The 23,344-nt window shown below is 51.8% G+C and carries 21 protein-coding genes, 2 tRNA genes and 5 pseudogenes; 10 read left to right on the forward strand and 18 right to left on the reverse strand.

Going from position 1 to position 23,344, the window contains the following annotated elements; all coding sequences use genetic code 11:
* Positions 1-271 precede the first annotated feature (271 nt).
* The 7 genes from DFR77_RS09955 to DFR77_RS09980 all read right to left on the reverse strand — a co-directional run bounded on the left by DFR77_RS09955 (position 272) and on the right by DFR77_RS09980 (position 3,836).
* Positions 272-481, reverse strand: coding sequence for a TraR/DksA family transcriptional regulator (locus DFR77_RS09955; protein WP_003693377.1), 210 nt, complete (start codon positions 479-481; stop codon positions 272-274).
* Positions 474-695, reverse strand: a complete 222-nt coding sequence (locus DFR77_RS09960) for a hypothetical protein (RefSeq protein ID WP_010358352.1) — start codon at positions 693-695, stop codon at positions 474-476. Before DFR77_RS09960 ends, DFR77_RS09955 begins: the two co-directional genes overlap by 8 nt.
* Before the next feature lie 73 nt (positions 696-768).
* Complete coding sequence (locus DFR77_RS09965; RefSeq protein WP_003688246.1) at positions 769-1,056, reverse strand: hypothetical protein; 288 nt, start codon at positions 1,054-1,056, stop codon at positions 769-771.
* Positions 1,057-1,175: 119 nt separating this feature from the next.
* Positions 1,176-1,814 (reverse strand): nucleotidyltransferase family protein, encoded by a 639-nt coding sequence (locus DFR77_RS09970; RefSeq protein ID WP_003691011.1) that lies wholly within the window; start codon positions 1,812-1,814, stop codon positions 1,176-1,178.
* Positions 1,811-2,185 (reverse strand): nucleotidyltransferase family protein, encoded by a 375-nt coding sequence (locus DFR77_RS13840; RefSeq protein WP_010358353.1) that lies wholly within the window; start codon positions 2,183-2,185, stop codon positions 1,811-1,813. The genes DFR77_RS09970 and DFR77_RS13840 overlap by 4 nt, the downstream gene beginning before the upstream one ends.
* Entirely contained in the window at positions 2,182-3,222 is a 1,041-nt protein-coding gene (locus DFR77_RS09975) for a nucleoid-associated protein (RefSeq protein ID WP_003691008.1), read from the reverse strand. Before DFR77_RS09975 ends, DFR77_RS13840 begins: the two co-directional genes overlap by 4 nt.
* 233 nt (positions 3,223-3,455) lie before the next feature.
* Entirely contained in the window at positions 3,456-3,836 is a 381-nt protein-coding gene (locus DFR77_RS09980; protein WP_003688243.1) for a helix-turn-helix domain-containing protein, read from the reverse strand.
* Between the two features lie 271 nt (positions 3,837-4,107).
* Here DFR77_RS09980 and DFR77_RS09990 point away from each other — a divergent pair, with 271 nt between their 5' ends.
* From DFR77_RS09990 to DFR77_RS10005, 4 genes and pseudogenes are all read left to right on the forward strand, one after another.
* Complete coding sequence (locus tag DFR77_RS09990) at positions 4,108-4,338, forward strand: helix-turn-helix domain-containing protein (protein ID WP_003702555.1); 231 nt, start codon at positions 4,108-4,110, stop codon at positions 4,336-4,338.
* Positions 4,325-4,609, forward strand: a complete 285-nt coding sequence (locus DFR77_RS09995; protein ID WP_003706365.1) for a winged helix-turn-helix transcriptional regulator — start codon at positions 4,325-4,327, stop codon at positions 4,607-4,609. The genes DFR77_RS09990 and DFR77_RS09995 overlap by 14 nt, the downstream gene beginning before the upstream one ends.
* Before the next feature lie 36 nt (positions 4,610-4,645).
* Positions 4,646-5,527: pseudogene (locus DFR77_RS14705) on the forward strand (hypothetical protein).
* Positions 5,520-7,286 carry a DDE-type integrase/transposase/recombinase gene (locus tag DFR77_RS10005; protein ID WP_003695077.1) on the forward strand — a complete coding sequence of 589 codons (1,767 nt, stop codon included), beginning with the start codon at positions 5,520-5,522 and terminating at the stop codon, positions 7,284-7,286. Before DFR77_RS14705 ends, DFR77_RS10005 begins: the two are co-directional and overlap by 8 nt.
* Before the next feature lie 40 nt (positions 7,287-7,326).
* On the opposite strand, the gene DFR77_RS10010 is transcribed toward DFR77_RS10005, so the two are convergent.
* Together DFR77_RS10010 and DFR77_RS10015 are read right to left on the reverse strand one after the other, a co-directional pair.
* Entirely contained in the window at positions 7,327-7,515 is a 189-nt protein-coding gene (locus DFR77_RS10010) for a hypothetical protein (protein WP_071201060.1), read from the reverse strand.
* A gap of 109 nt (positions 7,516-7,624) precedes the next feature.
* A pseudogene (locus DFR77_RS10015) lies at positions 7,625-9,012 on the reverse strand (3'-5' exonuclease).
* Between the two features lie 117 nt (positions 9,013-9,129).
* Here DFR77_RS10015 and DFR77_RS10020 point away from each other — a divergent pair.
* From DFR77_RS10020 to DFR77_RS10030, 4 genes and pseudogenes are all read left to right on the forward strand, one after another.
* Positions 9,130-9,206 (forward strand) — tRNA-Arg (locus DFR77_RS10020).
* Positions 9,207-9,223: 17 nt separating this feature from the next.
* Positions 9,224-9,298, forward strand: a tRNA-Glu gene (locus DFR77_RS10025).
* Between the two features lie 162 nt (positions 9,299-9,460).
* Positions 9,461-9,577: pseudogene (locus DFR77_RS13845) on the forward strand (IS5/IS1182 family transposase); the annotation flags it as partial.
* A 157-nt stretch (positions 9,578-9,734) separates the two neighbouring features.
* Positions 9,735-10,910 carry an NAD(P)H-dependent flavin oxidoreductase gene (locus tag DFR77_RS10030; protein ID WP_003691002.1) on the forward strand — a complete coding sequence of 392 codons (1,176 nt, stop codon included), beginning with the start codon at positions 9,735-9,737 and terminating at the stop codon, positions 10,908-10,910.
* Positions 10,911-11,251: 341 nt separating this feature from the next.
* Here the strand turns inward: DFR77_RS10030 and DFR77_RS10035 are convergent, their stop codons facing one another.
* Both DFR77_RS10035 and ccoG read right to left on the reverse strand, forming a co-directional pair.
* A complete protein-coding gene (locus tag DFR77_RS10035) occupies positions 11,252-11,800 on the reverse strand; it encodes a FixH family protein (RefSeq protein ID WP_003688232.1) in 549 nt (182 codons plus the stop codon).
* Positions 11,801-11,802: 2 nt separating this feature from the next.
* On the reverse strand, positions 11,803-13,299 hold the full coding sequence (gene ccoG, locus DFR77_RS10040; protein WP_003688230.1) for a cytochrome c oxidase accessory protein CcoG: 1,497 nt from the start codon (positions 13,297-13,299) through the stop codon (positions 11,803-11,805).
* 534 nt (positions 13,300-13,833) lie between these two features.
* Between ccoG and tkt the strand changes: the two genes are divergently transcribed.
* On the forward strand, positions 13,834-15,813 hold the full coding sequence (tkt, locus tag DFR77_RS10055; RefSeq protein WP_113852117.1) for a transketolase: 1,980 nt from the start codon (positions 13,834-13,836) through the stop codon (positions 15,811-15,813).
* A gap of 143 nt (positions 15,814-15,956) precedes the next feature.
* Positions 15,957-17,345: a class II fumarate hydratase gene (fumC, locus tag DFR77_RS10060; RefSeq protein WP_003691001.1), complete on the forward strand. Its 1,389-nt coding sequence runs from the start codon at positions 15,957-15,959 to the stop codon at positions 17,343-17,345.
* Between the two features lie 64 nt (positions 17,346-17,409).
* Here the strand turns inward: fumC and DFR77_RS10065 are convergent, their stop codons facing one another.
* The 7 genes and pseudogenes from DFR77_RS10065 to DFR77_RS10110 form a co-directional block, all read right to left on the reverse strand.
* Positions 17,410-18,333 (reverse strand): DMT family transporter, encoded by a 924-nt coding sequence (locus DFR77_RS10065; RefSeq protein ID WP_003695068.1) that lies wholly within the window; start codon positions 18,331-18,333, stop codon positions 17,410-17,412.
* A gap of 372 nt (positions 18,334-18,705) precedes the next feature.
* Positions 18,706-19,230, reverse strand: coding sequence for a single-stranded DNA-binding protein (locus DFR77_RS10075; RefSeq protein ID WP_003688219.1), 525 nt, complete (start codon positions 19,228-19,230; stop codon positions 18,706-18,708).
* Between the two features lie 3 nt (positions 19,231-19,233).
* Entirely contained in the window at positions 19,234-20,616 is a 1,383-nt protein-coding gene (locus DFR77_RS10080) for an MFS transporter (protein WP_113852118.1), read from the reverse strand.
* Positions 20,617-20,727: 111 nt separating this feature from the next.
* Positions 20,728-21,351 (reverse strand): lytic transglycosylase domain-containing protein, encoded by a 624-nt coding sequence (locus tag DFR77_RS10085; protein ID WP_003688215.1) that lies wholly within the window; start codon positions 21,349-21,351, stop codon positions 20,728-20,730.
* Between the two features lie 501 nt (positions 21,352-21,852).
* A pseudogene (locus DFR77_RS10095) lies at positions 21,853-22,119 on the reverse strand (transposase); the annotation flags it as partial.
* A 36-nt stretch (positions 22,120-22,155) separates the two neighbouring features.
* Positions 22,156-22,646: pseudogene (locus tag DFR77_RS10100) on the reverse strand (REP-associated tyrosine transposase).
* A 390-nt stretch (positions 22,647-23,036) separates the two neighbouring features.
* Positions 23,037-23,344: opacity family porin (locus DFR77_RS10110; protein WP_146778614.1), on the reverse strand; the 308-nt coding region annotated here is incomplete at its 5' end.

A 23,344-nucleotide genomic window follows, 5' to 3' on the forward strand; every position in this document is an offset into this window, starting at 1 on the left:
ACAAGTTAAACGTTGCTGCGGTTTGGCCGGTGTTTTTGCATTGTCCGTAATATAGCGGATTAACAAAAACCGGTACGGCGTTGCCCCGCCCCGGCTCAAAGGGAACGATTCCCTAAGGTAATGAAGCGCCGGGCGGATCGGTTCCGTACCATTCGTACTGCCTGCGGCCCGCCGCCTTGTCCTGATTTTTGTTAATCCGCTATGGTTTAAGGCTTTGTTTCTTAAGTCCGCAGAGTATGCCATGGTTAGACCTTCAACGTCGAGTGTTGTACTATTTTGTTTTTAATTGACTATATTCGTGGCAGACAACACAGCGCGTACAGCCTCGGACGGCTTTTCGCTTTGCTTCCGGTATCGGGTCGCCGCAGTCTTCGCAATGGCTGAAGCCGGCGGTGTTTTCAGACGGCGGTTGGTGTTTCGCCAAGGCTTCCACCAGAAATTCGGCTTCGCGTTCGGATGCGCGGTCGGCAAAATCAGTCATGTTTCAGACGGCCTTTCGTGTGCCAGTTCTGCCAGCCCTCAATTTGGATTTCGAGCTTTCGGTAGTATCCGCCATAGCGGACGGCGTGGTTTAAAAGTTGTTCGGGAGAGCCGCCGGCCGGACGCTCGGGGCGTTCGTATTCGACCAGCAGTCCGGAAGGAACGGGCGGAATTTCCGCGACGGCAACGGTTTTAATCGGGGTATCCGAAGGCACGGTTGTAGAGGTGCAGGCTGTTCGTGCCAAGGCCGTTAAAACGGTTGCCGTCTTTGTCTGCCGCTTCACGGGTTTACTCCTGTAAGGTGTTGCGCGTTTTGTCCAATTCGCTCAGGGCGGCCGCCAAATCCGTGCTTTGTTTTTGGGAAAAGTCGTACCACCGCTGCCTTTCGTCCTGCGCTTTTTTAAGCTGCAAGGCGTATTGTTCCGCCGCAACCATAGAAGAATGCCGATAGGCGGCAATCAGGGCGGTTTGTTCCGCTTCGGCCTTGTCGGCAGCGTACCGGTAGCCGCACGCCCACGCAAGCAAAAGTACAAATGCCCAAAGCAGCCGTTTTTTGGCTCGGACAAATTCAATCATTGCCGCCCCCTTCCTGATTTGCGGATTTTTTGATTTCCGCCAGCTGCGGAACTGCCGCTATGCCGCGTTTGATTAAGGCATAATTAGGAAAGGCCGTCTGAATGGGCTTTTAAAGGGGGTTAAAAGAGTTCATGGGATGGTTGCTTATCCAAATCAGTACAAATGAATTTCAGGTTTTTGTTGTATGCAGGCAAAGGCCATTTTTTCCATACTTCATCTGCACCAACTTTCTCAATCAGCCAATAGACCAACAAAGCTGCTGGCTGACTGAAAAAATACATTTCTTCAGCATTTTCTTTTATCCGCTTGGCAATATATTTCTTCTCATTCAAAAGTGAACGGATGTCAGAAAGAATACTTGATTGGGAAATGCTGGATTGAAATGTTTCTAGAAAAATCATATTGGTTTTTTTATCAACTTCAGGAACAAGCCCTATTTCCTTTTGATAAAGCTGTGATAATTGGGGAAGAAGCTCTTCTTGTGGTTGATTTGCTTCTTTCAAAATTGCCAGAGTACGACTAAATAAGTCATCTGTAGTTTCCATCAAAGCCATGCTCTTCGCGACTTCGCGCTCTGCTTGCTTTGGAACATTGCCGTCAGGCTTGTATATATTGTCATGAACCAGCTCTGCATAAGCATGTTGGAGTAAAGAACGCACCTGAACTTCACAGCACAAATCAGCAGGGATGCTGACATTTTCGGGTGTAATGAATGCTTGTTTAGGACGAATCTCGTAATGTTTGGATTGTATAGTCAAATTGCTTTGGGATTTTGCTGAATTTCATCTGCAAAATCTTTCGAAACTTTAGCATTCCACTGAGATGAGGATTCAATGATTTCACAAACTATTTGAATATGTTCCGCAAGCAATGCCACAAAACGTACGCCGACCAAGTCAGTCATTTGAGTTTGAGGTGAAGTGTAATTTTTTCGGCCAATCTTGGCTAGAGCTGAAGAAATCTCTTTGACTCCAGGCTTTGCTTCAATTTTTAGAAAATTGGCAACCGGAACAGGAGAAATGACATTGGATAATTGATTTTGAATTTCTTCAGCCACAAATCTACCCCAAGCGGAAAATGCCGCTTGGTGGCTTTCTAAATAGCTTTTGAAATCATCAATATCACTCATTTTTGTTGTTGTAACTGTCCTTTAATTAGGACAACAGTATATTCCCCATCTTCCGTTGGCGCAATTTCCATATAGTCCTGAGTATGCTCGGGAGGAGTCAAGATAACTACACCGTTACTAAATCCGTAAGACCTCCGTTTGCGTAAACGAGTTTTAATATATTCAATATCTTTACTTACGGCATTTTGAGGAAAATCCTTTTCCACCATAAATTCTGTATAAGTTGTTCGTTTTTCTTGAGGTAAATGATTTTGGGCAAAATTATTTACACTAATGGTTGCTTCCGCACTTTTCAATGTAACGCGCAATGCTTCATGCGCATCTAATTTTGCATCATCACTTAAATCAGAGTTATCGATAAAATTGCGTGTCCACTCAAAAAAATCCTGCGTCAATTTACGGGAAGAAGCAGCTATACTCATACCCAAGAATACTTGATAGAAATAGGAAGCTGCCGGTCTAGTTTCCGTTTGTGTCATCAGATGGTCATACAAAAAAGCTCGATAATTCCCAGATTGTATTTGCTCTAGCGGCCTTACTGTTTCAGCCACCAAAAAACCTATCTTGAATAATCTTGCTGAATCGGTCAGTAATAATTCTTCTAAGAATTCAATCGTGATAAAGTCATCCTCTTCTTTGGTTCGGAACCCATCTTGAGGTTCAGCCTTAATTACACATAAAAACGGCTTACCGGTATCTCCAACCCTACCTTTTAAAACCAACAAAATACCACCCGGTGCATTTGTATTCAGTTGTGCATCGGTCAACATGTGGGCAAATTGTGCGGAATCCTCAATAAACTCTGCTTCCTCTTTGAGTTGTATGGCTGCCGCTATCTGAAAAAAACTATTTTCAGCCGTATTGACAACAGACATTTCAATGCCATGAGATTTATTACCCAAAGCTTTGGTCAGCCTGGTTTCCAATGTTCTTCTTGCCGTAATAGGCAAATCAATCAAATGTGTACTGATTTTAGGTTCTACACGCTCTCTATTTTCATTTTTCGGATAAATACGATGGGTAATAATTTTTTTCAATTACCAGCCCTTCAAAAGAGTAATTCGTTTCTGTCATCATTTTTCCTATTGTAAGTTAATTAAGGTCTTTTGAAATCTGAACCACTTGGCCGATGACCTGAATATCGGGGTGGTTTTTAATACGCTTTAAAATGCACGGCCGCTCCTATTGCTTAATATCTGTTTCAGAACACCGGAGCAGCCCGACTGTCAGAGTGTCCCAAATGCCGTCTGAAATCTTCAGACGGCATTTTTTATCCGTTGCTCACTTTACCAAGCGCAGTTTGGGCTTTTTTCTCTACCACCAGCTTAAAGGCGGCGTAGTCAGCAAGCTCTTTGCGGCTGCCGCTGCCGAGCTGACGGAACAGGGCAAGCAGTTCTTTTTCTTCAGCACTCAAGGATTCAGACGGCATGGCGGCTGTTTCGCCGCGTCTGCCGTGCATGACGTAATCAATATCGATGCCGATTTTAGAAAAAGAGAATAATTTTTCACTTGATGGGCGATTTTCACCACGCTCCCACTTTCCCCACATCTCACGAGAAAAACCACATTTTTCAGCAGCTTCTGCTTGGTTCAAGCCTAATTTAATTCTTTCTTCTTTCAATCGCTTACCAAAAAGAGAAGTTTTTTCCACTTAAATTTCCTTGAAAAGAGAAATATTTTTCTCATAATTCACACATCAAGACATGAAACACCCTAAATCATCACGAAAAAGGACGAAAAAATGAACACTTTGAAGGCTCATGCGCGACAGCTCATGATGGATCACATACACCCGGCTACGGGAAAAAGCTTGTTTATTTTAAAACAAGCCAAGACCCTGCTGCTGCACAACAGACCGGATGTTTATCGTGCAAAGAGGCCTAAAACTAAACACATTATACCACACGAAAGGCATAAATAATATTGAAAAACCTTTAAATTTCAAGCCTATTCCCTATCTGCAAACGCGCGGCAGCACGGCCGTGTGGTTTAAGCGCAACGGCGTGTGCAAGACGCACCGGGCGAAACATTTCAATTTGGAGCGCACCGCGGTGGAACACCCCTTGCGCGGCAAGCTGAAAGGCAATTTCGGCAAAAGCCACGAAGCGGCGGTAAAACTTGGGCTGAAGGAGGATGCGGATGGCGACGAGTAAAAAGGCGCAGCGGCTGTTGCGGGTGTTTTTGGCGATGGACGCGCATCCGGTAATCGGCATCAGCAATAAGGAGCTTTCAGACGGCCTGGGGCTGACGCCATCACAAGTCAGCAGGGATATTGATGATTTGGTTGCATCGGGATTGGTCATCAAGCTTGAAAACGGCAACTACGCCTACGGCATCAAAACCCTACAAATCGCAGAGCGGTTCAGAAAACAGCAAGAGCGGCTGAATGCGCGCTTGCAAGAATTGGAAAACCGAATTTACTAAATGCGACGACGTCGTCGCATTTGAGGAGCAAAAGAAATGGCAACAGAAATTTTAGGACATACGGTCGGCGTAACGGCAAACGAATTGGCTATCCACAGTATGGAGGTTATGGACAAGTTTTCAGGCGGCGAGGCCTACAACGAGACGGTATGGATTGAGCGCGGACGATTTGCGGACGCCAAACGATGGAAGGGATGTTTGAGCCGGGACGCGCGCTGATCATCATCAAAGAGCATACGCCGCATGGGCGGTTTGCCGAAATCGCTGAAAAAGAGTTGGCCTCGGACGGCGGGAATCCCAAAGACTGATGAATGCCACCCTCCGTTTTATCGACCCGAAAATGAAACAAGCGCAGCCTAAGCTGATGACGTTGGGCAAATCCAAACTGCTCGAGCTGCTGGTCGAAGACGACGACACTTTGTTGGAGCTTGCCGAAGGCGGTGAGGTCAACGGCAACACTTTTGACGATGTCGACCGTATGACTATTAAGGAGCTGCGCGTCGCCCTGCGCGAAAGCCGTGAAACGGCGGAAGCGAAAGATAAGGTGATTGCCGATAAAAATAAAAAGGTCGATGAGCTGGCGGAAAAGCTGTCGAAAAAGCAGACGGGTGTCAAAGAGCCTAAACCTGCGGATGTGGGCATCGAGCTGACGATGCAGCTTGGCAGCTTGACAGCTTGGAAGTCGGTATCCGCTCGCAAATCAGCCGATTGCGCGATATGTTCGAGCAGATGGCGGCGCACGGCGAGGCGCATGGATTTGACCACCGCGCGAAGATGGTCGGCACGCTCAATCAAATTATTTTGGACTGCGAGCAACTGCGCGAAAGCTATGCCCTACCGACCGAAGCACCGGCAGACAATGTGCCGGAATGGTTGGGCGGTGAAACGGGAGAAGGCGATGAATCCGGCAATGATTGAGCGTCTTAAAGCAGTCGAAAATCAGGCGGAAGCAATGGGGCGCGGCGCACGCTCTGCATATCTTAAGCAGCAGGCGCAGGAATTGGGCATCAGCCTTGCCACGCTATACCGCAAGCTGGAGGCGGTCAGCGTCAAGCCGACGCGCAAACGGCGCAGCGATGCGGGCAAGACGGAGCTTAAACCGGAAGAAGCCAAATTGATTTCGGCGGTTTTGGCGGAGGCGATGAGGCGCAACGGCAAGCGGTTGATGCCGGTGCGGCAGGCGGTGGAAATGCTGCGCGCCAACGGGAAAATCGAGGCGGCGCGGATTGACGGGGAAACCGGGGAAGTCATCCCCCTTTCTGAAAACACCATTACCCGGGCTTTACGGGAATACAAGCTGCATTCCGACCAGCTTTTGCAGCCCGACCCCGTCAGCCGCATGAAATCGGAACACCCGAACCATTGTTGGCAAATCGACCCGAGTTTGTGCGTTTTGTATTGCCTGCCGCGTCAGGGCAAGGATACGGGGCTGCGGGTGATGAAGGAAGAGGAGTTTTATAAAAACAAGCCGAAAAACGTCGTCAAAATCGAAAACGACCGCGTTTGGCGGTACACGGGGACAGACCATGCCTCCGGCACGATTTCGGTGCGTTATTACTTCGGCGGCGAAACCAGCGCGAACCTCTGTGATTTTTTCATCTACATGATGCAGGCGAAAAAAGACATCGGCAAAGACCCGTTCCGGACCGTACCGCGCATGGTCATGCTTGACCCGGGCAGCGCGAATACTTCGGCGGCGTTTAAAAATTTGTGCAAGCCCTTGGATGTGCATGTGCAAATCAACAAGCCGGGCAATCCGCGTGCCAAAGGGCAAGTGGAAAAAGCCAACGATATTGTGGAAACGGCATTTGAGAGCGGGTTGCGCTTTACCGAGGTACACGACATCGACCAGCTCAATGCTTTATCGGAACGCTGGATGCGTTACTACAACGGTACGCAAAAACACAGCCGCCACGGCATGACCCGCTATCAGGCGTGGAACAAAATCAAACCCGAGCAGCTCATCCTGCCGCCGCCTGCCGAATATTGCCGAGAGCTTGCCGTCAGCGCGCCGAAAGAGGCGAAAGTCTCGGCGGATTTGGAAATCCGCTTTGGCGGACGGGTATATAGCGTAAAAGGCATCAAGGGGATTTTGGTCGGTCAGAAAGTTTTGGTCGGTAAGAATCCTTGGGAGGCAAACGGGGCGCGGGTCGCCACTTATGACGCGGAGGGTAACGAGGTTTGGGTATCCGTACCCGAAGTAGTTTTTGACGAGATGGGCTTCAAGGCTGATGCCGCGGTCATCGGGGCGGAATACAAAGCCCCGGCCGATACAGACGCGCAACGGCATCGCAAAGAGCTGGACAAGCTGGCGATGGGTGCGGAAACGCTGGAGGCGGCAGCCGCCAAACGCAAAGGCAAGGCAGTCCCGTTCGGCGGCAAAATCGACCCGTACAAACATCAAGAAGATACGCTTGCCGCAAGCAATACGCTCTTTATGCCCAAACAGGGGCAACAGATGGATTACAACAAGATGGAGGTCGCCGAGCAGGTATTGAGCAAGGTCGAAATCGCCAAACGCTTAAAACCCCGCGTCGAGGCAGACGGCGGCGACTGGAAACAGGCAGTGTCGGTCATCCTCAAACACTACCCGGAAGGTGTGACCGAGGGCAGGCTGGAAGAGGCGTTTGAACGCACCCGGACAAGATGCCGTCTGAAACTTTTGAAAACCGGTTAGGTTTCAACCGAAAACAGCTTTTATAGTGGATTAACAAAAATCAGGACAAGGCGGCGAAGCCGCAGACAGTACAAATAGTACGGCAAGGCGAGGCAACGCCGTACCGGTTTAAATTTAATCCACTATAAAAACCACCCTGCTTGTCCGATGCCTCGGGACGGACGGGCAAACCGACACGGCACGCAAACCGCGTCGGCAAAAATGCCGTCTGAAAAAATTCAGACGGCATCTTCAGACACATTACCTGCAAACGGCAACACATTCCAATCCAGACCGATCAGGCAATCAATACGAACGGCTGTTTACATACTTACCAGCTTTCACCAACCGGTATCGATTTAACCGATTTCCTTAATATTTTTCCTGTCCGTTTTAAACTTCGCCTTAAACACATCCGGTAAATCTTTATCGAAATACCAAAGCCCGTCATCCATTTCCAATGCGCCGCCCATTCCATGCAGAACGACTTTTCCCCCGTTAAAGGATCGGTTTCGGTAATTTCCACCTCATGCATTTTTCCCCAATCCAAAACAGGCAACTTGTGTGCAAACGCCAAAACTTGTTCGTCAGAACGGCCGCACGCCTTATCGCATCGGCCTGAAACATATACGGGACAAGGCTCATCCTCTGCATAACCGTCCGGAAGGATACCGGCTGAGGCAGGACACAATCCGTATGTTTCCGCCCACGACGACAAAGCCCGTCTCGCCGCCTTTTTATTGGCAAATAATCCGGTAGGCGGATTATCCGTCACACCGTTTTTCAAAGCCGCTGTTTTCGCATTCAACATGCCGTCTGAACCTTTTTCAAACCTGACGGTCGTAAATGTTTTAAGCAGATTTTTGGCAGATACATAACAACCCGAATGATAACGTCCGACCAATTCCGCTTTAATCTTATATGCATGCAGGCTGCCCAATGCGGGAAAAAAAAACGGACTTCCTCCGTATTGCACCAATCAAACGGGGGCTTTTCCGGAATCCAACAAAGCCGCAACCTCGCCATATGCCCGTTCAAACGTACCGATATAATTTACTTTTCCCCCGCCGTCGAAACAGGCAAGCACACCTGTACCGTCGGGCAAACCGTACAGCCGTTCCCTCAACCGTTCGGGAAGCGCGGCAGGAAAAAGTTTCGGATTCGTCAAACGGAAACACTGCCTGCTCCACTCCTCAAGCCCGTGTGCCGACAGGCTGTATTCCAAATAATCACACAACGCCGATACATCCGCCATCGCACGATGCCTGTCTTCCACAACAATCCCCAACCTTTCGATGATACCGTCCAGGCTGTGCTTGTAAAACTGCGGATACAGCCGACGCGAAAGCTGCACACTGCACAAAGCAGGCGATGAAAATCCGATACCCGCACGATGAAACTCATGCTTTAAAAACGTATAGTCGAAACGGCTGTTGTGCGCCACCAGCACGCACCCCTTCAATACCGAAAACAACCCGCCGGCAATTTCAGCAAACACCGGCGCGTCGGCAACCATGCCGTCTGAAATCCCCGTCAGTTCCGCCACAAACTTCGGAATCGGTTTTTGAGGATTGACCAGCCATTCATACCTCTCCGCCCTTCCCTGCCCAAACTTGACCAAAGCCACTTCGGTTACCCTGTCTTCATACAGATTGCCGCCCGTCGATTCCAAATCAACCACGGCAACAGGCATTCCAAACCGTAAAAACGCCTTTTCCAGCAAGGGCCAGCGGGAAACAACAATCATTTTATTCTCTTTAAATTCAAACAACAAACCGATATTTTACACTTTTAAGGCATTTCATCCAACAAAATAATTGACAGAATCCGATGATTACCATAAAATTCAAAAATTTATTGCAGCGCACCCGTAGCTCAGTTGGATAGAGTATCTGGCTACGAACCAGAGGGTCGGGCGTTCGAATCGCTCCGGGTGCGCCAGTAAGAAAATACAATACGCGCCCATCGTCTAGCGGTTAGGACATCGCCCTTTCACGGCGGTAACCGGGGTTCGATTCCCCGTGGGCGTGCCAGATTCCAAATCCCCGAAATAATCCCTCGGGGATTTTTATTGCCTCGGCAATTCGTTACCATATCTTTACCTACCCACTTCATCAGAATCTCAGACGTAATCGAATCATATTCAAACTTTTGCCATGCAAACCGATATCCCATAACCGGATGCGGTGTCCGTTCAATATAGTGGATTAAATTTAAATCAGGACAATGCGACGAAGCCCCAGACAGTACAAATAGTACGGCAAGGCGAGGCAACGCCGTACCGGTTTAAATTTAATCCACTATATTTTGTCCGATTGGTACAGATATAACAGCATATTCCAAAGCTCCTTCTGCTTTTCTGTTTACCACTGCAATATTTAGAGTATAATACCAAATTTGAGTAATGGTTCTAAAACAGTTAAAACCATTTTTCATGAGCCTGACTGATTCGTATATTCGGAGAAACTGATGCAGAATATTTTTGACCCTTTGATTATTCGTGGAAAATCCCTTATTCCCATCGTGCAAGGCGGTATGGGGGTCGGTGTTTCCGCATCGGGTTTATCCAGCGCGGTGGCGCGTGAAAACGGCATCGGAACGATTGCCAGTGTAGATTTGCGCCACCTTCACGAAGACCTGCTCGCCGAATCCCAAATCAATCCGAGTGAAGAGAAATATACGTCTTTGAACTGTACCGCATTAGACAGGGAAATCCAAAAAGCCAAAAGTGCTTCAGAGGGAAAAGGACTGATTGCGGTCAACGTGATGAAGGCGGTCAAAGACCACGCCGCGTATGTCCGCCAGGCTTGCGAATCAGGGGCGGATGCGGTCGTGATGGGTGCCGGCCTGCCTTTAGACCTGCCGGAAATGACCGAGGGCTATCATAAGGATGTCGCGCTGCTGCCGATTCTGTCCGAATCGCGCGGTATTAATATCGTCTTGAAACGTTGGATGAAAAAAGGCATATTGCCCGATGCGATTGTAGTCGAACATCCTGCCCATGCGGCCGGACATTTGGGTGCATCAACCGTTGAAGGCGTAAACGATGCCAAATTCGACTTCAAACGCGTGATTGAGGAAACGTTTGAAGTGTTTAAAAATTTGGGGCTGGAGGGAGAAAAAATCCCGCTTATTCTTGCGGGAGGCATGGCAAATTTTGAAAAAGTCAAAACCGCCCTAAAGAACTGGGGAGCCTCCGCCGTTCAAATCGGTACGGCTTTTGCCGTTACCGAAGAAGGAGATGCACACCTCAACTTTAAAAAAACGCTCGCCAGTGCGGAAACTGAAAAAGTAGTCGAATTTATGTCTGTTGCCGGTTTGCCGGCGCGCGGTATCCGCACCAAATTCCTAGACAGCTATATCAGGCGCGAAGGCAAACTTCAGGCAAACGCCAAAGCCGACCCGCGCCGCTGTACCCAAGGTTTAAACTGCCTGACCAGCTGCGGTCTGCGCGACGGGCTTTCCAAAGCAGGGCAATTCTGTATTGATATCCAGCTTGCTGCCGCATTCCGTGGAGAAGTTGATAAGGGGTTGTTTTTCAGGGGAAAAGACCAGCTTCCCTTCGGTAATGCCATCCGCACCGTCCGCGAAACGATACAATATCTGCTGACGGGGAGCGAACCTGTTGCAACGCTCGGACGCTGACATCAGGTAGGATTTGATTTGCAAACAAAATGCCGTCCGAAGGGCTTTCAGACGGCGTTTTTCAGGTTGTGTTCCGGAACAGTGTCGAAAAAACGGAGAGAAATAAAAACGTTTTTATGTCAACAAAATGCCTTCCGCATTATGTCGGACATACAACACAAATGCCGTCTGAAGCCTTTCAGACGGCATTTTTCAGGCTGCCTTTCGGAATGATGTTAAAAAATAAACGGGATGAGATACATTTATTTTCGTCCGACAAATCAGACCATCACGCCGAATAATCAAACAATGCCTGCCCGACATTGCATATAACAAACCAATGCAATGAAAACACGGCTTTTTTATTTGCTTCCTGCATTATTGAAAAGTTTGTCCATCGGGGTCAAATCGACCGCATTGCCCTGGCTGGTAATCCATTTGTTCTCGACGCGCCACACGCCTGCCGCGTCCTCCACGCGCACATACCAGTGGTTGGCCGGCGGAAGGGTTTTGAACACCGCCTCATATTCCGCCCTGCCGTTCTGCGCGCTGCCGACGGGCTTGAGGGCGACGGTTTGATCGTCCGCCTTGCGGGTCGGGTGCATCAGCAGCAGGTTCAAAGGCTGTTTGCCGTCAAACTCGCCGCCGACAAACACTTTTGCCGCATTCATATCGGGAGAAATGAGGACCTGCACCCCGATATGCCGTCTGACGGCTTCTTCATCCCGATGAAGCTGGATGTCGATATGCTTGCCATCCTTATAATAATCGTCCGTAACCAAATCTGTCGCGTGCTGCTGCGCGACAAAAAACATAGCGACGCTGGCGATGACGACAAAAATCGGCCCCGCCATCAAGACCCACGGCCAGACGTGTTTGTACCAAGGCTTGATTGGATTGTTTTGAGACACGGTTATTCTCCGATAAAGGTTGCGTCTTCTTCCAAAACAACCGGCTTGCCGTCTGATGCACCGCTTTCCCGGTATTGGAAGATAAACTCGATAGGATGACTGCCTTTGTCCGCGTATTCCGGAATGGTGGACACTTGGACGGGAAGGGTTATTGTTTCGCGCGGAGCCACTTTTATACCGCCTTCAGGCAGCCCAGTCAGGGCGATTTCGTCAAATCCTTTGACACTTGCGGTAATCAGCTGTTCTTTTTCGCTGTTGTTGATGATACGCAGGCTATATGCGTTTTCCAGCCAACCTTTGGCGTTTTCGCGCACCATTACGCCACGGTCTTTCAGAATATCGACTTCGACCATTTTGCGCGTGGACAAACCGACCAGGAAGGCGGCGACAACCACTGCCAACACCGCGCCGTAACCTGCCACGCGCGGTCTGAGCAGCCGTTTTTTAATGTCTTTTTCGGCATATTCGTGTTCCAGCGCGCTTTCGGTCGTATAGCGTATCAAACCGCTCGGATAACCCATTTTGTCCATAATCTCATCGCACGCGTCGATACAGGCGGCGCAGCCGATACATTGGTATTGCAGGCCGTTGCGGATGTCGATGCCGACGGGGCAGACTTGGACGCACATCGCACAGTTGATGCAGTCGCCCAAACCCGCCTCTTCCTTGTTGACCGTTTTCTTGCGGGCGCCGCGCGGTTCGCCGCGTTCCGCGTCATAAGAAACAATCAGCGTGTCCTTATCGAACATCGCGCTTTGGAAACGTGCGTACGGACACATATGCAGGCACACTTTTTCGCGCATAATATGGGCGAAGAAGAAGGTCATAAAGCCGTAAAACGCTGCGGCAAACATCGCGCCGCCGCCTGCTGCTCCGGTGAATAAATCGGGAACAAACTGGCGGATGGGGACAAACCAGCCGGCAAACGTGATGCCCGTCCACGCGCAGACAAGGAAAATCAACAGGTATTTGGTGGCTTTGATGCGGATTTTGGTGAAATTCCACGGCGATTTTTCCAGCTTCAGGCGTTTGTTTCTATCGCCTTCGACCAGGTTGTCGATCCACAGCATAATTTCGGTGTAAACCGTTTGCGGGCAGGAATAGCCGCACCACAAACGGCCGGCAATCGTCGTCCACCAAAACAGCCCGAAGGCGCAAATCATCAGCAGCAGGGCAAGGTAAATCAAATCGCCCACCCCCAACGACAATCCGAAAATGAAGAAATGCCGTTCGGGGATATTGAAAACGACGGCCTGCCTTCCGCTCCAGTTGAACCACGGAATGACGTAAAACACAAACTGGGTCGCCAATACGGCGGCGATACGCAGTTTGGCGAACCGTCCTTCCGCCTTTTTGGGATGGATGCGTTCGCCTTCGGGATGGATTTGAATCACGCTGGCACGCGGATCGAACGTTTTTTTCACTTTCGGCGCGGCTTTTGTTTGTTCGGACGTGCCGATTCCGGATGCCGGACTGCCGGCTTGGTTTTCCGTGGTCATTCTGCATTCCTTAGATTTTTGATTGATGGTTTGCCCGTTACCGCCGCCGTTTTGCTTTTCAGACGTCATTTTTCTTGTTTTTTTAAGGCATTGTGTTTCAAGTTTTGAGAAAATCCGCTTTTCCCAAAATATATTCCCGCTATTGTACAACTTTATGCGCCGTCCGGATGTATTGGGCGAATACATTTCCCATCCGCATCAAAACGCCCTGATTTTACCGCACCGCCCGAACAAAATTAAAATACTCTTAAAAAACAAAGACTAAAAAAAACAGACACCCCCTTATCGGCAGAACCGCCGGCGCAAGCTCATAAACAAACGCTATCAACAATCCGGCACACAATCTATAACGTTTTATTTCAAAAGGAATAATGGCAGGCTTCGCCCGCAAATCGAAAATCCTTCCCCACCGCCCACCCCCTGCCGCCGCCTTCCCCCGCGTCCGCCCTTTTCTTGAAAGCATAAGCGAATCGGGCGATAATCAACGCCTTCCGATTATCCACTTATCCGAAACACCAGCAAGGAAAATACAAAATGTCTCAACTGGCAAACGTAATCCGCTTCCTCTCGGCCGATGCCGTTCAAAAAGCCAATTCCGGCCACCCCGGCGCGCCTATGGGTATGGCGGAAATGGCGGAAACATTGTGGACGAAATTCCTCAATCACAATCCCGCCAATCCCAAATTCTACAACCGCGACCGCTTCGTCCTCTCCAACGGTCATGCGTCTATGCTGTTGTACAGCCTGCTGCACCTGACCGGCTACAACCTGAGCATTGAAGATCTGAAAAACTTCCGCCAGCTGCACAGCAAAACCCCCGGCCATCCCGAATACGGCTACACCGACGGCGTGGAAACCACGACCGGCCCGTTGGGGCAAGGTATTGCCAACGCAGTGGGCATGGCATTGGCAGAAAAAATCCTTGCCGCCGAATTTAATAAAGACGGTTTGAACATCGTCGATCACTACACTTACGTCTTTATGGGCGACGGCTGCCTGATGGAAGGCGTATCGCACGAAGCCTGCTCACTCGCCGGCACCTTGGGCTTGGGCAAACTGATTGTTTTGTATGACGATAACAATATCTCCATCGACGGCAAAGTGGACGGCTGGTTTACCGAAAACATCCCGCAACGCTTTGAAAGCTACGGCTGGCACGTCGTTCCCAACGTAAACGGCCACGACACCGCCGCCATTCAGACGGCCATCGAAGCCGCCCGCGCCGAAACCGGCAAGCCGTCCATCATCTGCTGCAAAACCTTAATCGGCAAAGGCAGCGCCAACAAAGAAGGCAGCCACAAAACCCACGGCGCGCCTTTGGGTGCGGACGAAATCGAAGCCACGCGCAAACATTTGGGTTGGGCTTATCCTGCGTTTGAAATCCCGCAAGAAATTTACGATGCGTGGAATGCCAAAGAAAAAGGCGCGAAACTGGAAGCCGGATGGAACGAACTGTTCGCGCAATATCAAGCCAAATATCCTGCCGAAGCCGCTGAATTTGTGCGCCGCATGGATAAAAAGCTGCCGCAAAACTTTGACCAGTACGTTCAGACGGCATTGAAAGAAGTGTGCGCCAAAGCGGAAACCGTCGCCACCCGCAAAGCCAGCCAAAACAGCATCGAAATCTTGGCAAAAGAGCTGCCCGAACTGGTGGGCGGTTCTGCCGACCTGACCCCGTCCAACCTGACCGACTGGTCAAACAGCGTCTCCGTTACCCGCGACAAAGGCGGCAACTACATCCACTACGGCGTGCGCGAGTTCGGTATGGGTGCGATTATGAACGGTTTGGTATTGCACGGCGGTGTAAAACCCTTCGGCGCGACTTTCCTGATGTTCAGCGAATACGAACGCAACGCCTTACGCATGGCGGCACTGATGAAAATCAACCCCGTCTTCGTATTCACCCACGATTCCATCGGTTTGGGCGAGGACGGCCCAACCCACCAGCCTATCGAGCAAACCGCCACCCTGCGCCTGATTCCGAATATGGACGTATGGCGGCCGTGCGACACCGCAGAATCTCTGGTCGCTTGGGCAGAAGCGGCAAAAGCCGAAGACCACCCGTCCTGCCTGATTTTCAGCCGTCAAAACCTGAAATTCCAAGCACGCAGCGAGCAACAACTGAACGACATCAAACGCGGTGCTTACGTAATCAGTGAAGCCCAAGGCAACGCCCAAGCCGTCATCATTGCCACCGGTTCCGAGGTAGGATTGGCTGTAGAAGCGCAAAAAGTATTGGCAGGACAAGGTATTGCCGTGCGCGTCGTTTCCATGCCGTCCACCAGCGTCTTCGACCGCCAAGACGCCGCCTATCAAGCCGCCGTCCTACCGGAAGGCCTGCCGCGCATCGCCGTAGAAGCCGGACACACCAACGGCTGGTACAAATATGTCGGACTGAACGGCGCAGTCGTCGGCATCAACCGCTTCGGCGAATCCGCCCCTGCCGATCTGCTGTTCAAAGCATTCGGCTTTACCGTGGACAATGTGGTTGATACGGTGAAATCCGTGCTGTAAACCTCAGCCGCCGCATCAAATGCCGTCTGAATGCTTTTCAGACGGCATTTTTTTGCCCTCCCGCCTTGATGCTTCCTCATTCCGCCAATCTCCATTATAATATTTGCGAATCACTCTTATTCACATTTCAAAAGGAGAAACGTATGAACACCCGCACCGAACACGACACGATGGGCAATGTCGAAGTCCCGTCCGAAGCCTATTGGGGCGCGCAGACCCAGCGCAGCCGCAACAATTTCAAAATCGGCGGCGAAACCCTGCCGCAGCCGCTGATTTACGCTTTGGCGTTGGTGAAAAAAGCCGCCGCCGCGACCAATGTTTCCCTCGGCAGGATTAAGCCCGAACAGGCGGATTTGATTACGCAGGCGGCGGATGATGTACTGAACGGCAGGCTCGACGGGCAGTTCCCCTTAGTGGTTTGGCAGACCGGCTCCGGTACGCAGTCCAATATGAACATGAACGAAGTGCTGGCAAACCGCGCCAACGAAATTGCAGGTACGGGTTTGGCGGCGTACCGGCCCGTCCACCCCAACGACCATGTGAACCACGCGCAATCGACCAACGACGCGTTCCCGACCGCCATCCACGTCGCCGCCGCGATTGAAATCAACCGCCACCTTATTCCGGCGGTAAAAGCCTTGCGCGATACATTGGACAAAAAAGCCCAAGCCTTCGCCCCCATCGTCAAAATCGGCCGTACCCACTTGCAGGATGCGACGCCGCTGACTTTGGGACAAGAATTTTCCGGCTACGTTTCCCAACTCGACCACAGCTTAGGCCGTCTGAACGACGCGCTCAAAGGTTTGTACGAACTCGCCTTGGGTGGAACGGCGGTCGGTACGGGTTTGAACAGCCATCCCGAATACGCTGAAATAGCCGCCGCCAAACTCGCCGAACTGTCCGGCCTGCCGTTTGTCAGCGCGCCGAACAAATTTGAAGCCTTGGGCGGACGCGATGCCGCCGTTGCCGCTTCGGGCGCATTGAAAACGCTGGCGGCAAGCCTGAACAAAATCGCCAACGACATCCGCTGGCTGGCAAGCGGCCCGCGCTGCGGCTTGGGCGAAATCAAAATCCCCGAAAACGAACCGGGTTCGTCCATTATGCCGGGCAAAGTCAACCCGACCCAATGCGAAGCGATGACGATGGTGTGCTGCCAAGTGTTCGGCAACGACGTTACCATCGGTATGGCGGGCGCGTCGGGCAATTTCGAGCTGAACGTCTATATGCCCGTTATCGCTTACAACCTCTTGCAATCCATCCGCCTCTTGGGCGACGCGTGCAACAGCTTCAACGAAAACTGCGCCGCCGGCATCGAACCCGTACCGGAAAAAATCGACTATTTCCTGCACCATTCCCTGATGCTGGTTACTGCGTTAAACCGCAAAATCGGCTACGAAAACGCCGCCAAAGTCGCCAAAACCGCCTACAAAAACGATAAATCGCTGCGCGAAACTGCCGTTGGGTTGGGCTTGCTGACGGGCGAAGAGTTTGACGAACTGGTCGTCCCTGCCGATATGGTTCATCCGCGCTAATCCTTCCCTCAAATAAAATGCCGTCTGAAGCCTCGTTCAGACGGCATTTTCCGTTGCCTGCGAACTAGCGGCGTTTGAACAGCCTGTCCCCCACCGCCGCCGTAACCGCACCCCCGACCACGACGAGTGCGCCGACATAACCCAAACCGTTCATATCCGGCGCGGCAAAAGTATCAGGCATCACATAATGCCCGAGCAAAGAAAATATTACGGTAAACACGGGGAGCAAGGTTGTTACCGCGCTGACTTTGGAAGCCTCCCAATGTTTCAACGCCTCGCCGAACGAGCCGTAACCGATTAACGTATTCAAGCAGCAATACACAAAACAAACCCACGCCAACGTACCGTCCAAACTTCCGATGTGTGCCGGTTCGGCAAACGGCAGGAACACGGCGGCACTTGCCGCATAAATCAACAGCAGAATCTGTTGCGGACCGAATTGCGCCGACAGCAGCTTTTGCGCCACGGCATAACACACCCAGGCCATACTGCCTGCCGCACACAGCAACACGCCCTTCGCATACGCGCCCAAACCCGACAACTCGCCGAATTTGTCGTTAAAAAACATAAGCAAACCGACAAGCAGCAAAACCAAACCGATTTTCTGCGCGGCAGTCATCCGGTCTTTAAACACCAACACGCCGACAACAATCATCGTAAACGGCGAAATCTGCCACAAAACCTGCGTCGTGGTCGGCGAAATATAATGCAGCCCTTGGGCAATCAGCACAAAGTTTGCCGAAATGCCCGTCACGCCGAGCAGCAGCAGCCTGAATGAATGCCAAGAAAAATCCCGCCGCTTCGGCAGCCGCCCGCCCAATGCCAGCAAAACAAACAATACCGCCGCCGCCACTGTAAAACGCACCCACACCAGCGTCGGCGCATCGACAAACTTCAATACCTGCCGCACGGCAATCGGCAGCATCCCCCACGTCATCGCCGCCAAAAGTGCCAACGCGAAGCCTAGGAGCGGCCTTTGGTTTTCCATCCTGATTTCCCTATTTTTAAACAACCGTATTGCCGGACGATGCCGGTTTGCCGCATCGGGCAATGATGGTTCAAGCGTTTGGCGTTTGATTCCAACCCTTTGATTTCAAACAAACTGGCTGAAGCCCGACTATTGCTTCGCACTATTTGAAAACACCGCCTCAATTTTAAAATGCCGTCTGAAAACAGCGGGGGAGTGCGGCAGGCATCGCTTGCCTCAAAACGCCCGAACGGCGCAATCGCAACGTTACGCCCAACGCAGGGGGCGGCAACAAGCCGGCCCAAATGCAAAAAAGAGAAACCTTGCCCCGTAAGGTTTAAGGTTTTTCCGTCCTTTATGACTTCCCTCCGCGAGGATGTCCGGCCGTAAAATTCAGAACGGGATGTCGTCGTCAATGTCCTCGACCGGGGCGGCGGCCGGCACGGGTTGGCGGCGCGGCGCGGCGGGTGCTTCTTGGGGATGGGACGGCGCGTCGGGAGCGGGCTGCCGGCTTTGCTGAGCGGGGCGTTGGTAAGCCTCCTGATTCTGACCGTAACCTTCATCGTAAGGCGCGCCGCCGCTGTTTTCATTGCGCCCGCCCAACATTTTCATTTCATTGGCGACAATATCGTAAGCGGTGCGTTCGATGCCGTCTTTGCCTTGGTATTTGCGGCTTTGGATTCTGCCTTCCAGATAAACCAGCCCGCCTTTTTTGAGGTATTGCCCGGCAATTTCCGCCAGTTTGCGGTACATCGTGATGTTGTGCCATTCGGTGCGCTCTACGCGCTGGCCGTTGCGGTCGTTCCAAGTTTCGCTGGTGGCGACGCTGAAATTACACACTGCCTCGCCGTTGGGCATATAGCGCACTTCGGGATCGCGTCCGAGGCGGCCGATAAGGATGACTTTGTTCAATGACATTTTTTAAACTCCTGTAATGATTTTTTCAGCGGCAGCCTGATCGAAACCCTTCTGCAACACTTTAAGATAGACGGTCTGCCCGTCGAAACTGAAACCGATGTCTTCCACGCCTTCCAACTGCAACAGGGCGCGTTGCAAACCGTCCCGATTGCCCTGCCACACGCCGCCGACAGGGTAACTGAGGTTTTTGACGGGCTTGGGCGCGGGCGATAAAACGGCAATCACCAGCCACAGCAGCATCAATATGCTGCAAAAGGCAAACACGCCGGCAAAGCCGTATTTTTGAAACAGCAAGCCTCCTGCCGCGCCGCCGGCAAACAGTCCGAGCGACTGCATCGTGTTGTACACGCCCATCGCCGTACCCTTCAGGTCGGACGGCGCGATTTTGGAAACCATAGACGGCAGGCTCGCTTCCAACACATTAAAACCGATAAAGTAAACAACCAGATAAGCGGTAATCAGCCAAATCGAGTGCATTCCGGACAGCAAACCAAGCTGCGCCGCCGCGATGCAGACGATGCCCAAAACAAAAACCTGTTTGAGCTTGTTGCGCGTTTCGCCGACGATAATCAGCGGAACCATCACCACCAAGCCCGTAATGGTCGAGGGCAGATATACTTTCCAATGCTGGATTTTTTCCAAACCGAGCTGGGTCATCGCGAAAGGCAGCGCGGTAAACAATGCCATTTGCGCGGCGTGCAGGGCGAAAATGCCGAAATCGAGCGTCAGCAGCCTACGGTTTTTCAAAACTTCTCCTATGCGCGAAGGCTGCGCCTGCGTGTCCTCATGCAGCTTGGAAACTTCGGGATCAGGAGTCATCCACGCCACTACGCCGATGCTGATGACGGTCAGAATGCCGGTCAGCATAAACAGTCCGCGAACGCCGGCCACATCGGCAATCATCGGCGCAACCACCAGGCTGACCGAAAACGTCAGACCGATACTCAAACCGATCATCGCCATCGCGCGGGTACGCACGCCGTCGCGCGTCAAGTCGGCAAGCAGCGCGGTTACGGCAGCACTGACCGCCCCCGCGCCCTGTATGGCGCGCGCGGCAACCAGCATGGGCAGCGTATCGGCGGCGGCGGCAAGGAAGCTGCCGGCGGCAAACACGACCAGCCCGACATAAATGGTTTTCTTGCGCCCGAACTTGTCGGAAGCGATACCCAAAGGCAGTTGCAGCAATGCCTGCGTCAGCCCGTAAATGCCCATTGCCAGCCCGACCAGCGTTTTATTGTCTTCCGCACCGGGCAGCGAGGCGGCATATATTGCCAAAACGGGCAGCACGAGGAACATACCCAGCATACGCAGCGCGTACACGCCGGAAAGCGTCGTACTGGCGCGCCATTCGTGCGGAAACATTTGGATGCGGTTGTCTCTTGCCATAAATAATTTTTCAGACGGCATCAACAGTTGCAATGCCGTCTGAACTTCCAGTGAACAGATTTTCGGATTATACAGGATTCGCCGTATTTCGGTTGCGGCACGGGTTCAAAATCAACGCCACTGCCAGCGGTTGCGCCACGCGCCCAAAACGGCGTTCGGATATTTATTGCTGCCGAGGCTGCCGTTGAAGCGGGCAAGTGCGCGGACGATGTCGCCCTTTTCAAGGTTTCGGTAATGGCGCAGGATGGTGCAGCCGTAACGCAGGTTGGTACGGATATCGAACAGGTTGTGCGCCGGTTTGCCGATGTAGTTTTTCCAAAACGGCATAACCTGCATCAGACCGCGCGCGCCGACCCCGCTTATCGCATACTGCCGGAACGCGCTTTCCACTTCAATCAGCCCCAACACAATCTGCGTATCCAAACCGGCCCGGCTGCTTTCGTATTGGATATTGACCAGCAGCCTGCGCCGCTCCCCCTCGTCGGGGACGAATCTTGCCAAACGTGCCGACATCGCGGACAACCAACGTTCGCCCTCTTTCGGATTGTCGAACACCAGCCTCGGCGGATTGACGCTGCCGACAGAACTCCTCATCACGGAAGCCACATCGTCGGCAAGCGTTTCTTCACGTTGCGCGCCGGCGTGCGCCAGCGGGCTGATCAACAGCGCGCCGGCGGCACACAGCAGGCGGCGGCGTTGCAGATTGACGGGTAGGGTATCGGTCGGTTTTTTCATAAGGAACGGGGGTCCGTCCGGACGTTTCAGACGGCATTAAATATTCAAACAGACATGATTGCTTCCAACGCGAAAAACCGCGCGCAAAATCCAAGCGCGGCATATCGCCCTGCCCTTTTCGGGCAAACCTTGATTTTACCGCCCTCAAGAACGCTTGTCCAAACAGGCACAGACGACACCGCCCGGGCATTTCCCGTTTTCACCGGTTATCCGCCGTCCGGATTGTGCAGCAGCACCATCAGCGCATTACGCTTTTCGGGCGGCAGCAGGCGGAAATATAGTGGATTAAATTTAAACCGGTACGGCGTTGCCTCGCCTTGCCGTACCGGTTTAAATTTAATCCACTATATCTTGAGACCTTTGCAAAATTCCCTTCCCTCCCGACAGCTGAAACCCTGACACAGATTTTCGGCTGTTTCCGCCACCAATCACTCCTAACTCTACCCAAATACCCCCTTAATCCCCCTTGAATACCCGATAATCAGGCATCCGGGCCGCCTTTTAGGCGGCAGCGGGCGCACTTAGCCTGTTGGCCGCTTTCAACAGGTTCAAACACATCGCCTTCAGGTGGCTTTGCGCACTCACTTTAATCAGTCCGAAATAGGCTGCCCGCGCATAGCGGAACTTACGGTGCAGCGTACCGAAGCTTTGTTCGACCACATAACGGGTCTTCGACAAATATCGGTTGCGTTTGGTTTGCGCCTCCGTCAGCGGGCGGTTGCGGCGGGCTTTGCGCATAATGCCGTCCAGCAGCCGATGCTCTTTCAGTTTTCCGTAGGTCGGATTCTCGAATCCGACATTACTTCAATCGTATTCAATAGAAAAGTCCGCATTGCCGCCACCCCAATTATGCGGATAAATACCCTGTTTGACATAACGGTGAAACGTAGAAAACCGCCAATCGGAAATTTGTCCTACATAGCCATGTTTGACCGGATTGAAATGCAGATAATCAAAATGGCAGGCAAAATCGGCCTTACCGCGAATAGTATGTTCCCAAAAGCGTTTTGCCAAAGCCTGAGATTGCCGCCGATTAAATATTGGCTGTGCCGCTTGATTTGCCGCCAGCGTTCCGAATAAGCAGAATCATTGTCCGGCAGCCGCCATATGGTATGCAGATGATCGGGCATCAACACCCATGCCAAAATTTCAAACGGATACCGTTCGCGCACCGCCATTACCGCCTGCCGTAAAGCCAAACGCACCGCATCATCGGTCAAAATCTTCTGCCGTTTATTGGTTACAACCGTAAAAAAGTAAGTGCCGCCATTGCGGTAAAAACGACGGTATTTCATAGTATTATGCTCGGAATGATTTTGTAGGCCGGATTCTTGAATTCGACATTTTGGACATTGCTGCAATGGATTGCAATGATGGGAATGTTAAAGGTTTTGTCGGATACAAGTATCCGACCTACGCTTGCTGAACCGTCATTCCCACGGAAGTGGGAATCTAGGACGCGGGGTTTCAGTTATTTCCGATAGATTCCCGCCGCGTCGGGGGTCCGGATTCCCGCCTGCGCGGGAATGACGGGTTTCGAGATTGCGGTATTGTCGGACGGGTTTCGAGATTACGGTATTGTCGGGAATGACGGTTCGGGTATTTCCAAGCCCGCCCCGCGCCTGTAAACGGCGGGCGCGTCAAAAATGCCGTCTGAAGGTTCAGACGGCATCGGTATCGGGGAATCAGAAGCGGTAGCGCATACCCAATGAGGCTTCGTGGGTTTTGAAGCGGGTGTTTTCCAGGCGTCCCCAATAGTGGTAGCGGTAGCCGGCGTCCAAGGTCAGGCCGGGCGCGACGTCTATGCCCACGCCCGCCATCGCGCCGAGGCCCACGCGGCGGATGCTGTGGCTTTTTTGATAAGTGTTTTCTCGGGGACTTCCATCAGGATAAACCGTAGGTGTTATGCCAGCACCATGGTAGGCGGTAAGAGTACCTGTTATTTTTTTAGTCGAATCGATGCCGTGTCTGACGTGTCCGTAGGCGACGCGCA

Origin of the sequence: Neisseria gonorrhoeae (genome assembly GCF_003315235.1) — a bacterium.
In the GTDB taxonomy this organism is placed as follows: Bacteria; Pseudomonadota; Gammaproteobacteria; order Burkholderiales; family Neisseriaceae; genus Neisseria; species Neisseria gonorrhoeae.

What these genes read in the sequence shown, in the direction of transcription:
- DFR77_RS09955 (WP_003693377.1), bottom strand. Translation starts at nt 481, where the DNA reads ATGACTGATTTTGCCGACCGCGCATCCGAACGCGAAGCCGAATTTCTG.
- DFR77_RS09965 (WP_003688246.1), bottom strand. Translation starts at nt 1,056, where the DNA reads ATGATTGAATTTGTCCGAGCCAAAAAACGGCTGCTTTGGGCATTTGTA.
- DFR77_RS13840 (WP_010358353.1), bottom strand. Translation starts at nt 2,185, where the DNA reads ATGAGTGATATTGATGATTTCAAAAGCTATTTAGAAAGCCACCAAGCG.
- DFR77_RS09995 (WP_003706365.1), top strand. Translation starts at nt 4,325, where the DNA reads ATGGCGACGAGTAAAAAGGCGCAGCGGCTGTTGCGGGTGTTTTTGGCG.
- DFR77_RS10005 (WP_003695077.1), top strand. Translation starts at nt 5,520, where the DNA reads ATGATTGAGCGTCTTAAAGCAGTCGAAAATCAGGCGGAAGCAATGGGG.
- DFR77_RS10010 (WP_071201060.1), bottom strand. Translation starts at nt 7,515, where the DNA reads ATGCCGTCTGAATTTTTTCAGACGGCATTTTTGCCGACGCGGTTTGCG.
- DFR77_RS10030 (WP_003691002.1), top strand. Translation starts at nt 9,735, where the DNA reads ATGCAGAATATTTTTGACCCTTTGATTATTCGTGGAAAATCCCTTATT.
- ccoG (WP_003688230.1), bottom strand. Translation starts at nt 13,299, where the DNA reads ATGACCACGGAAAACCAAGCCGGCAGTCCGGCATCCGGAATCGGCACG.
- tkt (WP_113852117.1), top strand. Translation starts at nt 13,834, where the DNA reads ATGTCTCAACTGGCAAACGTAATCCGCTTCCTCTCGGCCGATGCCGTT.
- fumC (WP_003691001.1), top strand. Translation starts at nt 15,957, where the DNA reads ATGAACACCCGCACCGAACACGACACGATGGGCAATGTCGAAGTCCCG.
- DFR77_RS10065 (WP_003695068.1), bottom strand. Translation starts at nt 18,333, where the DNA reads ATGGAAAACCAAAGGCCGCTCCTAGGCTTCGCGTTGGCACTTTTGGCG.
- DFR77_RS10075 (WP_003688219.1), bottom strand. Translation starts at nt 19,230, where the DNA reads ATGTCATTGAACAAAGTCATCCTTATCGGCCGCCTCGGACGCGATCCC.
- DFR77_RS10080 (WP_113852118.1), bottom strand. Translation starts at nt 20,616, where the DNA reads ATGGCAAGAGACAACCGCATCCAAATGTTTCCGCACGAATGGCGCGCC.
- DFR77_RS10085 (WP_003688215.1), bottom strand. Translation starts at nt 21,351, where the DNA reads ATGAAAAAACCGACCGATACCCTACCCGTCAATCTGCAACGCCGCCGC.